Below are 14616 nucleotides of genomic sequence, written 5' to 3'. Positions count from 1 at the left end.
CTATGTCTGTCTCTAAGCCAAATCTTGCTAAATTGATTGTGATTGACCTGTTTACGGTCGGTCGATTACCCCTGTGTTTGTTATTAATGATTTTTGCTACTGCAATGGGCGTGGTGTTTACCACCCATCATACTCGTCAAGCGATTGCCGAAAAAAATGAGGCCATGCAGCAACGTGACTATCTGGATAATGAGTGGCGTAATTTAATTTTAGAAGAGACGGCGCTGTCTGAGCATAGTCGAGTGCAAGATGTTGCCAGTCGTGAATTAGAGATGAAGCGCCCAGATGCCGATAAAGAAGTAGTGATTAAGCTTAAATGAGTAAACAGCCGACCAAAACAGCGCTAGCCGCTAGCTCACCGACTAAGTCAACGCCGCCCGTTTTGATCCACTGGCGTTTATATTTATTACTCTCCTTCGTGGTGCTGATTTTTGGCTTACTGATCGCTCGGCTTGCGTTTATTCAAGTGATTGAACCGGACAATTTGATCCGGCAAGGGGATCTACGATCGATTCGTGCGCTGACTTTGCATTCCGCACGCGGGATTATTTCAGACCGAAATGGTGAGGCACTGGCGGTGAGCGTACCGGTCGAAGCCGTCTGGGCGGATCCGTTAGTGATTTTTAGAGAGGGTGGCTTTAACGAGCTTGAACGTTGGCACGCATTAGCCGATGTGTTGGGGCTAGATAGGCAAGCCATGCTGCAAAAAATTCAAGATAACAGTACGCGCCGTTTTGTTTACTTGCAGCGCCAAGTGAGTCCGGCAATGGCTAAGTACATTCGCGAGCTTAAACTGGTAGGGGTTGGTCTTAAATCAGAATCACGTCGTTACTATCCGGCAGGAGAAGTCAGTGCGCATCTGATCGGCGTGACCGGAATTGATGGTCATGGCTTGGAAGGGGTTGAACGTAGCTATGATAAATGGCTGACCGGTGAGGCTGGTAAAAGCATCATTCGCCGCGATCGGTATGGTCGAGTAGTTGAAAATATTGCTCTTGAACAGCGGGAAGAAGGCAAACCCCTGCAATTAACCATTGATCAGCGTTTGCAAGCTATTGCCTTTCGTGCGGTAAAACAAGCGATGGCCGATTATCGCGCCACTTCTGCTTCTGCGGTGATGCTTGATGTAAAAACCGGAGCGGTGCTAGCGATGGTGAATGCCCCTTCTTATAACCCTAATAATCGTAGCGATTGGCAAAGTTTTCAAATGCGCAATCGAGTGATTACTGATGCGTTTGAGCCAGGGTCAACCGTTAAACCGTTTGTCGTCCTTGCGGCGTTAGCCAATGGAACCGCCGATGAAAATACCATTATTGATACGGGTAATGGGATTATGCAAGTTGGTGGGAGCCGAGTGCGAGATGTTTCTCGGGTCGGAAAAGCCAGTTTGCAGGTAATTTTACAAAAGTCGAGTAATATCGGTGTGGCTAAATTAGCACTGGATATGCCTTTAGAAGATACCTTAGATATGTATCGTGCGGTTGGGCTTGGTGAAGTTTCTGGGCTCAATCTTGTCGGAGAAAGCAGTGGTATTTTCCCCAATCGCCGCCGCTGGTCTCCTTTTGAAATTGCCACATTAGCTTACGGTTATGGTTTATCGGTGACACCGATTCAATTAGCGCATGCTTATGCGACATTAGGTAATCTTGGTGTTTATCAACCGATTTATTTAATTGATAGTAATCGTCAAGACTTATCTCAGCGAGTCGTCGAAGAAAAATACGCCAGACAAGTATTAGAGATGCTGGAAACCGTTACTCAGCCGGGCGGTACGGCGGTACGTTCTGCGGTTCCGGGATATCGAATTGCGGCTAAATCGGGGACATCACGTAAAGCCGTCGCTGGTGGATACAGTGATGAGTACTTTGCCTATACCGCTGGTGTAGCTCCGGTCAGTAACCCTCGTATTGCTCTGGTGGTCATGGTTAATGAGCCGCAAGGGGATACTTACTATGGTGGTGCTGTTGCTGGTCCAGTGTTCGCTGAAATTATCAAAGGGGCGTTACAAATCTTAAATGTCGCACCTGATGAGAATCGTTTTCAACGCTAATGTTTATTCAAATCAAAATGAAAATGTGAAATCGACATGAAGATAACCCAAGGTTTACCCATATTGCTTGCACCATGGATGAAGATTGATGATCCGCAACTCAATTCGTTAACCATTCAGCGCTTGCAGCTCGATAGTCGGAAAATACAACCAGGCGATACGTTTGTGGCGGTTGCCGGACATGCTGTTGATGGGCGACAGTTCATCATCGATGCATTGGCTTGTGGTGCTAATCTCGTATTAGCTCAGGCCGATGAACAGCATCCTCATGGTACGATAAGCGATATTGATGGTAAACCGATCATCTATTTAGCCTCGTTGGATAAGCATTTATCGGCATTAGCGGGTCGTTTTTATGCTGGTCATGAAAACCGAGTGATCGCCGTAACCGGAACTAATGGCAAGACGACCATCAGTCAATTAATCACTCAATGGCTGGAACTGTTGGGGGAGCGTGCCGCCGTAATGGGCACCACAGGTAATGGGTTTTTAAATCAATTACAGCCAGCGATGAATACCACTGGCAATGCATTGGAAGTACAAGCCACGTTACGTCAATTGGCGGATAAAGGGGCTCAATATACCGCCATGGAAGTTTCTTCTCATGGTTTGGTTCAAGGACGAGTCAAAGCTCTCCCCTTTATCGCAGGGGTTTTTTCAAATCTAAGTCGCGACCATCTTGATTACCACGGTACGATGCAAGAGTACGCTAAAGCTAAGCAATCCCTATTTACGGAACATCATTGTCAGCAAGCGATCTTGAATGTTGATGATCCGGTCGGTGCGCAATGGGCGACGGAACAATGGCCCGGATTAGTTGGGGTTTCATTATATCAACAGCCGAGGACAGAGCGTTGCTTATGGGCGACGTCGGTCAGCTATTCCGAGCAAGGTATTCACTTAGCCTTTGATGGCAGTTGGGGGGACGGCAACTTACACGTCCCCTTAATCGGTGAGTTTAACGCCAGTAATCTGCTACTTTCGTTGGCAACGTTATTAAGTTTAGGATTTAGTAAGCAAGCTTTGCTGGATACTGCGCCGCAGTTAACGCCAGTTTTAGGACGGATGGAGCTATTCAGCGCACCGGGTAAAGCGAAAGTGGTTGTGGATTATGCGCATACCCCTGATGCGCTAGAGAAAGCTCTTTGTGCTTTGCGTGTACATTGCGTGGGGAAATTGTGGGTGATTTTCGGTTGTGGTGGTGATCGTGATACCGGTAAGCGGCCAATGATGGCGGCGATCGCTGAGCAATTTGCCGATAACATTATTTTTACCGACGATAATCCGCGCAGTGAGTCTGCGCACGCTATCGTACAGGATATGCTCGCAGGATTAAGCCATGCTCAAGCGCACATTGAGCATAATCGTTATCAGGCCCTGCAGTATGCTCTGACTCATGCCAATGCCGATGATATTATTTTGTTAGCGGGCAAAGGGCATGAGGATTACCAAGTACTGGCCGATCAAACCGTTCATTATTCGGACAGAGAGTCGGCTCAACAACTTTTAGGGTTAACCGTATGATCAGTACTCAATTATCGACGATCAGCCACGTAGTGCAAGGTCAATTACTGGGCACGGATAGCATTATTTCGTCTGTTTCAACTGACACGCGTCGGATTGAGCCTGAAGGGCTTTTCATTGCCTTAGTCGGTGAACGTTTTGATGCTCATCAGTTTGCGCAGCAAGCGATAGATGCTGGCGCTAAAGCATTAATGGTTGAACGCGCTCTCGATGTGGATGTTGCGCAAATTATCGTCAGCAATACCAAGCAAGCGTTAGGTCAACTGGGGTGTTGGGTTCATCAACAGTGCCAAACGCCAACCATCGCGATTACCGGAAGCTGTGGAAAAACCACGGTCAAAGAAATGGTTGCTAGTATTTTAAGTGCTAAAGGTCAGGTGTTGTATACCGCTGGCAATTTCAATAATGATATTGGTGTACCACTTACCTTACTTCGCTCGAGCCAAGAAGATGATTTTGCGGTGATTGAATTGGGTGCCAATCATATTGGTGAGATTGCTTATACAACCCAGTTAGTTAAGCCCGATGTCGCGCTAGTTAATAATGTCGCTGCGGCTCACTTGGAAGGTTTTGGTTCGATCGATGGCGTGAAACAAGCCAAAGGAGAGATTTATCAAGGTCTCGCATCGGGAAAAACGGCACTGGTTAACTTGGATAGTCATGGTGGCGAGCTATGGAGTAAAGTATTGGCTGATAAACAAGTCAAAACCTTTTCCGTTAACCAGCAGAACGCTGACTTTTTTGCCTCGCAAATAGCGTTAAATCAAGCGGGAGAAGCCAGTTTCATCTTACATACACCACAAGGTGAACAACCCGTAACATTAGGAATAATAGGCCAGCATAATGTCAGTAACGCACTCGCTGCTAGCGCATTAGCAATCGAAATGGGCGCGAGCTTAGAAAACGTGGCCGCTGGTCTTGCTCAGTTATCTGCTGTGAAAGGTCGAGTTGACGTTAGCCAGTTAACTCCGATGATTCGTCTTATTGATGACAGCTATAACGCAAGTGTTCCGGCGATGAAAGCTGCCATTGAACTGCTGGCTTCTTTCTCTGGTTGTCGTTGGTTAATTTTAGGTAATATGGCGGAATTAGGCACAGAAAGTCTTGCACTTCACCAACAAGTCGGTGAACATGCTGCCCCATTCCAATTTGACTATGTCTTGACGTACGGAGAGGATGCGCGAGTGATTAGCCAACGGTGTCACGGACAGCACTTTTTAACACATCAAGACATGCTGATATTTATTGCGCAGCAACTCGAAGTTCGCGCCTCTCAACCTCATGTGTTGTTAGTGAAAGGGGCGAACAGTTCAGGTATGAGTAAGATTGTTGCTGCACTTAAGGAGAAATTCTCATGATTATTTGGCTTGCGGAGTTACTCCAGCCCTACTTTTCATTCTTTCGTTTGTTTGAATATTTATCCTTTCGGGCCATCGTGAGTATTTTGACCGCATTGAGTTTATCTCTCTGGATGGGCCCAAGATTAATTAAGCGTCTTCAAATGCTGCAAATCGGTCAAGTGGTTCGTAATGATGGTCCTGAGTCGCATTTTAGCAAACGTGGTACGCCAACCATGGGCGGGGTGATGATTTTGGCTTCTATCATCATCACGGTATTACTGTGGGCAAACTTGAGTAACCCTTATGTGTGGGCAGTTTTAGCTGTTCTTTTTGGCTATGGCGTGATTGGTTTTATTGATGATTATCGTAAAGTCGTACGTAAAAATAGTGATGGTTTAATTGCGCGTTGGAAGTATTTTTGGCAATCGGTTATTGCTCTCGTGGTCGCTTTTGCTCTTTATGCCCATGGTCAAGACACGGCTGCTACTCAGTTAGTCGTGCCCTTTTTCAAAGATGTGATGCCGCAGCTTGGTCTGTTGTATATAGCTTTAACTTACTTTGTGATCGTTGGTACCAGTAACGCGGTAAATTTAACGGATGGGCTAGATGGATTAGCGATAATGCCGACCATTTTAGTCGCAGCGGCTTTTGCGGTGATTGCTTGGGCAACGGGTAACGTTAATTTTGCTAACTATCTGCATATCCCCCATATTCCTTATACCTCAGAGCTGGTTGTCGTTTGTACGGCTATCGTTGGCGCAGGTCTTGGCTTTTTATGGTTTAACACTTATCCAGCGCAAGTTTTTATGGGCGATGTCGGTTCATTAGCTTTGGGTGGGGCGCTCGGTATTATCGCGGTTTTGGTCAGACAAGAGCTGCTATTGGTAATTATGGGCGGGGTATTTGTGATGGAAACTATCTCGGTTATCTTGCAGGTCGGCTCCTACAAATTGCGTGGTCAGCGTATTTTTAGAATGGCACCCATTCATCACCATTATGAGTTAAAAGGCTGGCCAGAGCCGCGAGTGATTGTGCGTTTCTGGATTATCTCTATTGTGCTAGTTTTGATTGGTCTAGCGACCTTAAAAGTACGCTAATCCGTAGAGGCAGAGTCATGAACCGTTGGCAAGATATTCAGCAAGTTGTGGTGGTTGGGCTAGGCATTACTGGGCTTTCAGTGGTCAACTATTTACGTCGCTATCATCCTGAGCTTCGGATTCGGGTTATTGATACTCGGCTCACTCCTCCTGGTCAAGAGTCTTTGGATCAGCACGTAGCTTTGCACTGTGGTGGCTGGAATATGGACTGGCTACTTGATGCCGATTTGATCGTCACCAATCCAGGCATTGCATTAGCGACGCCTGAAATACAGCAAGCGCTTGCTGCTGGCATTCCGGTGGTGGGTGATATTGAGTTATTTGCTTGGCATGTTGATAAGCCTGTGATTGCCATTACCGGCTCGAACGGTAAGAGTACGGTCACCGACTTAACTGGAGTAATGGCGAAAGCGGCGGGCGTGAAAACGGCGGTGGGAGGCAATATTGGTGTGCCCGCGCTCGATCTATTAGCGGAAACGGCTGATCTCTATGTTTTAGAGTTATCGAGCTTTCAGTTGGAAACGACTCATCATTTATCGATAGCCGCGGCGGCATTTTTAAATTTGTCCGAAGATCATATGGATCGCTACTCTGGAATGGCGGAGTATCGCCAAGCCAAGCTACGTATTTTTAACCATGCTAAAACCGCGGTGATTAATGCTGATGATCGACAAACGTTACCGGATGATTTTTCAGGGCCAATACTCAGCGTTGGTTTAAACGGCGCTGCCGATTACTCGCTACAGATACATCAGGGTGAGGAATATTTATCGGTCAAAGGAACGCCAGTGCTGGCAGTTTCGCAATTGAGCCTTGTTGGACGGCATAATATCGCCAATGCATTAACGGTTCTCGCACTTTTAGACGCCCTAAATATAGAGTATACCCACGCATTAGAGGCGTTAAAGTCTTACACTGGATTGACACACCGTTGCCAACTGGTTGTAGAGTATGATGGCATTCGCTGGGTCAATGATTCCAAGGCGACTAATTTGGCCAGTACCTTGGCCGCCTTATCGGGTCTTGCGATAGACGGTGATCTTTATTTGCTGGTTGGTGGTGTCGGAAAAGGTGCGGATTTTACGCCTTTGAAGCCTGTTTTAGCCACTTTACCGGTTAAATTATGCTGTTTCGGCATTGATGGGCAACAATTTATGCCATTACACCCTTCAGCACAGTACTACCCAAGTTTACCTGCGATCATTGAAGAGATTCATCCACAATTAAAAGCTGGGGATATGGTATTACTCTCTCCCGCTTGTGCTAGCTTTGATCAGTTTAACAACTTTATGGCTAGGGGAGACGCTTTTGCAGCGCTAGCTAAACACTACGCCTACACGAAAAGGTAATATTTCTGTGTCTATCTCAAGCACACTGCACGCTTTCGTTTATTGGCTAAAAACACCGTCACCGAAAGCGCTGTTTGATCGGCAGCTAGTTTGGCTTGCGTTAGGATTGATGTTGATTGGCCTTGTCATGGTGACGTCGGCTTCTTTTCCGATCAGCTCTCGTTTAACCGATCAACCTTTTCATTTTATGTTTCGGCATGGCATTTTTTTGCTTTTGGCTCTAGGCACATCGGCGATTATTTTGCAGATCCCCGTTGAACGCTGGATGCGTTATAGCTCGGTGTTTCTTGCCCTCGCATTTGTGCTGCTGATTGTGGTGTTGGTCGCGGGTAAATCGGTCAATGGGGCCTCACGTTGGATCCCACTTGGCTTGTTTAATCTCCAGCCTGCAGAGGTGGCTAAGCTAGCGCTATTCATTTTTATGTCTAGCTATTTGGTTCGTAAACAAGATGAAGTGCGCGCCACTTTTTTTGGTGGCTTCATGAAACCGATCATGGTTTTTGCAGCGTTAGCGGTGCTGCTGCTGTTGCAACCAGATTTAGGCACAGTGATTGTTATGCTGGTCACATTATTTGGCATGCTGTTTATTGCTGGCGCTAAATTATCTCAATTTTTGGCATTGGTCGTCGCAGGCGTGTTAGTCGTCGTTGGTTTGATTGCGGCAGAGCCTTATCGTATTCGTCGTGTTACCTCGTTTCTCGACCCGTGGGAAGATCCTTTTGGCAGTGGCTATCAGCTCACTCAGTCTTTAATGGCGTTTGGTCGTGGTGAATGGTGGGGCCAAGGTCTGGGTAACTCGATTCAAAAATTAGAATACTTACCAGAAGCGCACACCGACTTTGTTTTTGCGGTAATGGGTGAAGAGTTAGGATTTATTGGCGTTAGTTTAGTCCTGGTGTTGATTTTCAGTTTGGTACTTAAGGCGATGTTGATTGGTCGAAAAGCCTTTGAACATGATCAGCAATTTGGTGGTTATTTAGCGTTTGGGATTGGTATTTGGTTTGCTTTTCAAACTTTGGTTAACGTGGGCGCAGCTTCAGGTATGGTGCCTACCAAAGGGTTAACGCTACCACTGATCAGTTACGGCGGTTCAAGCTTGATTGTTATGTCCGTCGCGGTATCGATTTTATTAAGAATTGATCACGAATGTCGTTTACAAGATAGAAGAAAAGATAGACATCATGAAGAAAAATAAACGTTTAATGGTCATGGCTGGTGGCACAGGGGGACACGTTTTCCCCGGCTTGGCAGTGGCAAAGCAGCTCCAACAACAAGGTTGGGAGATTCGTTGGTTAGGCACTGCTGATCGCATGGAAGCCGAATTAGTACCTAAACACGGTATTGAGATTGATTTTATTCGTGTCAAAGGATTGCGCGGTCAAGGTGTATTACGTTTACTAAAAGCGCCATGGCAAATCTTAAATGCTATTTGCCAAGCGCGACGTCATTTGCAAGCGTGGCAGCCAGATGCGGTATTGGGAATGGGAGGCTACGTCAGTGGACCTGGAGGTATCGCTGCTTGGTTGCAGGGTATTCCGGTGATTCTCCATGAACAAAATGCCGTGGCAGGTTTAACCAATCAATGGCTAGCGAAAATAGCCACTAAGGTATTTCAAGCTTTTCCCGGTGCGTTCAGTGATGCATCAGTGGTGGGTAACCCGGTGCGGATGGACGTCACTCAAATCGCTGAACCAACAGAGCGCTTAGCCGCGCGACAAGGACCCATTCGAATTCTGGTCATGGGCGGAAGTCAAGGTGCACAGGTCTTAAATCAAACCTTGCCAGAGGTCATGGCAATCTTGGGTGACGGTTACCACATACGTCATCAAGCGGGTAAACGTCATCATATTGAAGTTGAGCAAGCTTATGCGGATTTAGGTTGCACTCAGTTTGAAGTAACAGAATTCATTGACGATGTCGCGGATGCTTATCAGTGGGCTGATTTAATCGTTTGTCGTTCAGGGGCGTTAACCGTTTCCGAAGTATCAGCTGCGGGCGTCGCTGCTATTTTTATTCCTTTTATGCACAAAGATCGTCAGCAAGCGCTCAATGCGGATCATCTTGTTTCAAGTGGTGCAGCGTTAATGATTGAACAACAGGAACTGACCAGCGAACGATTGGCGAATACTATTGCTAATCTCGATCGTCCACAACTGTTAACAATGGCTCAACAAGCCAGACAAGCGGCCAAGCTGAATGCGGATAAAGTGGTTGCCGAGGCGATTATCGCCATCACTGCAGATAAACATGAGAAATGATCAATGACAATTAAACATACTCAAGACTTGGCGCAAATTCGTGCCCTGATTCCAGAAATGCGCCGAGTAAAGTGTATTCATTTTATTGGCATTGGCGGTGCGGGAATGAGTGGTATAGCGGAAGTACTACTTAATGAAGGCTATCACATTACCGGTTCTGATTTATCGAGTAACACCGTGACTGAGCGTTTAGTCAATAAAGGAGCGACGATTTATCTTGGTCATCAAGCACAACATGTATCGCAAGCGAGTGTGGTTGTTGTGTCAACGGCGATTAATGAGCAAAACCCTGAAATCATTGCCGCTCGAGAAAAGCGAATTCCTGTCGTACGCCGCGCAGAAATGCTCGCTGAATTAATGCGTTTTCGACATGGTATTGCGGTAGCTGGAACGCATGGTAAAACGACTACAACGGCTTTAGTTACACAAATTTATTCAGAAGCGGGTCTGGACCCGACTTTTGTCAACGGTGGATTGGTAAAAAGTGCAGGAACTAATGCACGCTTGGGGTCGAGCCGGATATTAATTGCTGAAGCGGATGAAAGTGATGCTTCGTTTTTACATCTGCAACCGATGGTAACGATTGTTACTAATATTGAAGCTGACCATATGGATACCTATGGTGGTGATTTTGAAACCCTTAAGCAAACTTTTATTGATTTCTTACATAATCTGCCTTTCTATGGTCAAGCGGTATTATGTATTGACGATCCGGTAGTCAGAGAGCTTATCCCTCGTATCAGTCGCCATGTCATTACTTATGGATTTTCCGAAGATGCCGATGTGCGGATCGCCGATTACCACCAACAAGGTCAGCAAGGTCACTTTACCGTGCTGCGTAAAGATAGGGCTGATTTGGCGATCACTTTAAATATTCCCGGTCGACATAATGCGTTGAATGCGGCTGCCGCGATCGCCGTGGCCAGTGAGGATGATATTGACGATGATGCCATTTTACGTGCGATGGCGAGTACTCAAGGTACTGGGCGTCGTTTTGACCACTTAGGTGAGTTTGCCACCGGTCATGGTCATGTTATGTTAGTCGATGATTATGGCCATCATCCAACGGAAGTTGATGTCACTATTAAGGCTGCTCGTAATGGTTGGGCAGAAAAACGTTTAGTGATGATTTTCCAACCTCATCGTTACACCCGTACGCGTGATTTGTACGATGACTTTGCTCATGTACTTGAGCAGGTTGATGTTCTACTGATGTTGGATGTCTATTCTGCAGGAGAGAAGCCGATCGCTGGAGCTGACGGACGCTCATTGTGCCGAACGATTCGCCGTCGTGGAAAAATAGATCCGATCTTTATTCCAGATAGTGCAGCATTACCTGCAGTTTTAGCCAATATTCTGCAAGATGGTGACTTAGTTTTGACGCAAGGAGCCGGCGATATTGGTAAAATAGCCAAACAACTTGCCGCATTAAAATTAGATATTGAGCAAATGCAACAATGTCTATAAGTTGCATAACTGAGCACTTATGACAAATAAATGACCATTAAGCAGCGATTTCTTTACTTGAGTATTTGATAGTTTTCATCTGCTCAGTATAATTCGAAGGTTAATGTCAGTGCTTTTACCTCTATTGAGCAACGATATAGGGAATCACATTGCTAGTCGACATCAGGATCATCGGACTTTGATTAACCATGTGTTAACGGAAAGTCGCCGCTTATCCACTTCATCTCAAGTAAAACAGCATACCGCATCTGGGTGCTTCTTCTTGATGGTGCTGTTGTTGATAGGCGCTTTGTTGTACTCAACGATCAGTTGGATGTGGGATGAACATCGTCTGCCCCTTTCCCAATTAGTCTTGCAGGGCGATTTACATTATGTCTCGACACTCGACGTTCAGCGCGCTTTTGCGGAGCTAGAGCATATTGGCACGTTTATGTCGCAAGATATTGATGTTTTACAGAGCCGGGCACAGGCGATTCCTTGGGTTGCTCATGCTTCTATTCGCAAACAATGGCCAGATACTATTAAGGTGTTTTTAACCGAACATCAAGTGGCAGCGATTTGGAATGGTAATGCATTGCTTAACGATAAAGGCAAGGTTTTTAATGGCGATATCGCCGCGGTGAAACAAGAGTATGTTAAATTGTATGGACCCGATGACAGTGGTCCTCAAGTACTCGCGGTTTGGCGGCAATACAATCCGCAGTTTCAAGCGCTAGGATTAAATATTTCTTCCCTGCTATTGAATGAGCGCCGAGCTTGGCAAATTATTTTGGATAACGGTATCCGCTTAGAATTAGGCAAAGAGTCATTAGATGAACGTATTGCACGTTTTTTCCTACTTTATAAGCGATTAGGCCAAGATGCTGAGCGAGTCAGTTATATCGATCTCAGATACGATACAGGTGCCGCAGTAGGTTGGTTCTCAGAGCAAGAGTGACAAAGAGAGTTTAAATGACGAAATCGGCCAATGATAGCCTTGTAGTTGGATTAGATATTGGTACCGCAACGGTGTCCGCGTTGGTCGGTGAGATCCTGCCTGACGGTCAAATTAATATTATCGGTGCGGGAAGTAGTCCATCAAGAGGCATGGATAAAGGCGGTGTTAACGATCTGGAATCCGTTGTTAAATCGGTACAGCGCGCCGTCGATCAAGCAGAATTAATGGCAGAATGCCAAATAAGTCACGTTTTTCTATCTATATCTGGCCGGCATATTGCAAGCCGTATAGAAAAAGGTATGGGAACCATCTCTGATGAGGAGGTCTCTCAGGATGATATGGATAGAGCTATCCATACTGCCAAATCGATTAAAATTGGCGAGGAGCAACGGATTTTACATGTTATTCCTCAAGAATTTACCATTGATTATCAAGAAGGGATTAAAAATCCATTAGGATTATCAGGGGTTCGCATGGAAGTTAGCGTCCACCTGATTACTTGTCACAATGATATGGCTCGAAACATCATTAAAGCCGTTGAACGTTGTGGGTTGAAAGTTGAACAGCTAGTGTATTCAGGATTAGCCGCTAGTCATGCAGTGATCACTGAAGATGAGCGTGAACTTGGAGTCTGTGTGATAGATATTGGTGCGGGCACTATGGATATCGCTATCTGGACTGGCGGAGCATTACGACATACAGAAGTGCTCTCTTATGCTGGTAATGCAGTGACGAGTGACATTGCGTTTGCTTTTGGTACACCTGTGAGCGATGCTGAAGAGATAAAAGTTAAATATGGATGTGCACTGAGTGAACTGGTGAGTAAGGATGATACGGTTAACGTTCCGAGTGTTGGTGGACGTCCCTCACGAAGTTTACAAAGACAAACCTTGTCGGAAGTGATAGAGCCTCGCTACACTGAGTTAATGGGGTTAGTGAATCAGATCATCGACACGGTTCAAGATAAGCTGCGTAAAGATGGTATTAAACATCATCTCGCAGCTGGTGTGGTACTGACTGGTGGTGCTGCGCAAATTGAAGGATTAGTCGACTGTGCAGAGCGAGTATTCCGCAATCAAGTTAGGGTGGGGAAACCGCTCGAAGTGAGTGGTTTAACCGATTATGTAAAAGAGCCGTATCATTCTACGGCGGTGGGTTTACTTCATTACGCAAGGGATAGCCAAATAAATGATGACACTGACTATCAAGAGCCTAAGCGCCAATCAGTTTCGAGTTTATTTAGCCGCTTGCGTAATTGGATACAAAAAGAGTTTTAACCTGATAAGCAGGAAAAACGGAGATAACACATGTTTGAACCGATGATGGAAATGTCTGACGATGCGGTAATCAAAGTCGTTGGAGTAGGTGGTGGTGGCGGTAACGCTGTAGAACACATGGTGCGTGAGTCCATCGAAGGCGTGGAATTCATCAGTATCAATACAGATGCGCAAGCACTTCGTAAAAGTAATGTTAGTACGGTTATCCAAATCGGTGGTGACATTACTAAAGGACTTGGCGCAGGCGCTAACCCACAGGTTGGTCGTGATGCTGCTCTCGAAGATCGAGAAAGAATTAAAGAAATTCTCTCTGGTGCCGATATGGTATTTGTCGCCGCTGGTATGGGTGGTGGTACTGGAACTGGTGCCGCTCCGGTGATTGCAGAAGTGGCTAAAGAGCTTGGCATCCTAACGGTTGCTGTCGTAACTAAGCCATTTAGCTTCGAAGGCAAAAAGCGCCTCGCGTTTGCAGAACAAGGTATTGAAGAACTATCGAAACACGTTGATTCTTTAATCACTATTCCTAACGAGAAGCTGCTCAAAGTATTGGGTCGTGGTATTACTCTACTTGAAGCCTTTGCCAGCGCGAACGACGTACTTAAAAATGCCGTACAAGGCATCGCTGAACTGATTACTCGTCCCGGCATGATTAACGTCGACTTTGCTGATGTAAGAACAGTAATGTCTGAAATGGGTCATGCGATGATGGGCAGCGGTGTAGCTAGAGGTGAAGATAGAGCAGAAGAGGCGGCAGAAATGGCCATCTCAAGTCCGCTTCTAGAAGACATCGATCTAGCAGGAGCTCGTGGCGTATTAGTTAATATTACGGCTGGCTTGGATATGCGTCTTGATGAGTTTGAAACGGTGGGTAACACGGTTAAAGCGTTTGCATCAGACAATGCCACCGTCGTGATTGGTACTTCACTTGATCCAGACATGGCCGATGAAATTCGTGTAACGGTAGTGGCAACGGGTATTGGTAACGAGAGAAAACCGGATATCACACTAGTTGCTGGTGGTAGCAAACCGAAAACCGCCGCCATTGCTCAACCACAGAACGTTGCTTCAGCAACTAAAGTGGAAGATAGAATGGCACAACCTTTGCAGGAAAAAGTAGAAGTGAAAACTCCGTCAGCACCAACGACGAGTAGTGCTTCTTCTGCCAGTCAAAGTACGGCACCTAAGCCAGAGAAAGAGAGCGGTTACTTGGATATTCCGGCTTTTTTACGTCGTCAGGCTGATTAAAATAGCGCCACAATTTGACACCGTTCAAAATTTTGGTAAGATGTCGGTCGGTTTTTTATCGGTCGAGCTTTG

12 protein-coding genes are annotated in these 14616 nt (G+C 46.0%); all 12 read left to right on the top strand.

Annotation, left to right across the window (positions count from 1 at the left end; all coding sequences use genetic code 11):
• Positions 1 to 2: 2 nt before the first annotated feature.
• The 12 genes from ftsL to ftsZ all read left to right on the top strand — a co-directional run bounded on the left by ftsL (position 3) and on the right by ftsZ (position 14544).
• The gene (gene ftsL, locus AACS00_RS12500) at positions 3 to 320 is read left to right on the top strand and encodes a cell division protein FtsL (RefSeq protein ID WP_072668882.1); all 318 of its coding nucleotides are present in this window, start codon (positions 3 to 5) and stop codon (positions 318 to 320) included.
• Positions 317 to 2050 (top strand): penicillin-binding transpeptidase domain-containing protein, encoded by a 1734-nt coding sequence (locus AACS00_RS12495; RefSeq protein WP_110167620.1) that lies wholly within the window; start codon positions 317 to 319, stop codon positions 2048 to 2050. Before ftsL ends, AACS00_RS12495 begins: the two co-directional genes overlap by 4 nt.
• A 36-nt stretch (positions 2051 to 2086) precedes the next feature.
• The gene (gene murE, locus AACS00_RS12490; RefSeq protein WP_110167619.1) at positions 2087 to 3574 is read left to right on the top strand and encodes a UDP-N-acetylmuramoyl-L-alanyl-D-glutamate--2,6-diaminopimelate ligase; all 1488 of its coding nucleotides are present in this window, start codon (positions 2087 to 2089) and stop codon (positions 3572 to 3574) included.
• Positions 3571 to 4932, top strand: coding sequence for a UDP-N-acetylmuramoyl-tripeptide--D-alanyl-D-alanine ligase (locus AACS00_RS12485; protein ID WP_110167618.1), 1362 nt, complete (start codon positions 3571 to 3573; stop codon positions 4930 to 4932). Before murE ends, AACS00_RS12485 begins: the two co-directional genes overlap by 4 nt.
• Positions 4929 to 6011, top strand: a complete 1083-nt coding sequence (gene mraY, locus AACS00_RS12480; protein WP_072668879.1) for a phospho-N-acetylmuramoyl-pentapeptide-transferase — start codon at positions 4929 to 4931, stop codon at positions 6009 to 6011. Before AACS00_RS12485 ends, mraY begins: the two co-directional genes overlap by 4 nt.
• A gap of 17 nt (positions 6012 to 6028) precedes the next feature.
• Positions 6029 to 7360, top strand: coding sequence for a UDP-N-acetylmuramoyl-L-alanine--D-glutamate ligase (murD, locus tag AACS00_RS12475; protein ID WP_110167617.1), 1332 nt, complete (start codon positions 6029 to 6031; stop codon positions 7358 to 7360).
• A gap of 7 nt (positions 7361 to 7367) precedes the next feature.
• Positions 7368 to 8555: a cell division protein FtsW gene (gene ftsW, locus AACS00_RS12470; protein ID WP_072668877.1), complete on the top strand. Its 1188-nt coding sequence runs from the start codon at positions 7368 to 7370 to the stop codon at positions 8553 to 8555.
• Positions 8542 to 9618 (top strand): undecaprenyldiphospho-muramoylpentapeptide beta-N-acetylglucosaminyltransferase, encoded by a 1077-nt coding sequence (gene murG, locus AACS00_RS12465; RefSeq protein ID WP_072668876.1) that lies wholly within the window; start codon positions 8542 to 8544, stop codon positions 9616 to 9618. Before ftsW ends, murG begins: the two co-directional genes overlap by 14 nt.
• A 3-nt stretch (positions 9619 to 9621) precedes the next feature.
• Positions 9622 to 11085 (top strand): UDP-N-acetylmuramate--L-alanine ligase, encoded by a 1464-nt coding sequence (gene murC / locus AACS00_RS12460; RefSeq protein ID WP_110167616.1) that lies wholly within the window; start codon positions 9622 to 9624, stop codon positions 11083 to 11085.
• Between the two features lie 178 nt (positions 11086 to 11263).
• Positions 11264 to 12022: a cell division protein FtsQ/DivIB gene (locus tag AACS00_RS12455; protein ID WP_072668874.1), complete on the top strand. Its 759-nt coding sequence runs from the start codon at positions 11264 to 11266 to the stop codon at positions 12020 to 12022.
• Between the two features lie 14 nt (positions 12023 to 12036).
• A complete protein-coding gene (ftsA, locus tag AACS00_RS12450; RefSeq protein ID WP_072668873.1) occupies positions 12037 to 13299 on the top strand; it encodes a cell division protein FtsA in 1263 nt (420 codons plus the stop codon).
• A gap of 30 nt (positions 13300 to 13329) precedes the next feature.
• A complete protein-coding gene (gene ftsZ, locus AACS00_RS12445; protein WP_072668872.1) occupies positions 13330 to 14544 on the top strand; it encodes a cell division protein FtsZ in 1215 nt (404 codons plus the stop codon).
• The last annotated feature ends 72 nt before the right edge of the window (positions 14545 to 14616 follow it).

Source organism: Vibrio sp. 11986-1-5 (genome assembly GCF_963878025.1).
Classification (GTDB): Bacteria; Pseudomonadota; Gammaproteobacteria; order Enterobacterales; family Vibrionaceae; genus Vibrio; species Vibrio injensis.
The sequence above is the reverse complement of the archived record's forward strand: the minus strand, read 5'-3'. Positions and strand labels throughout refer to the sequence as shown.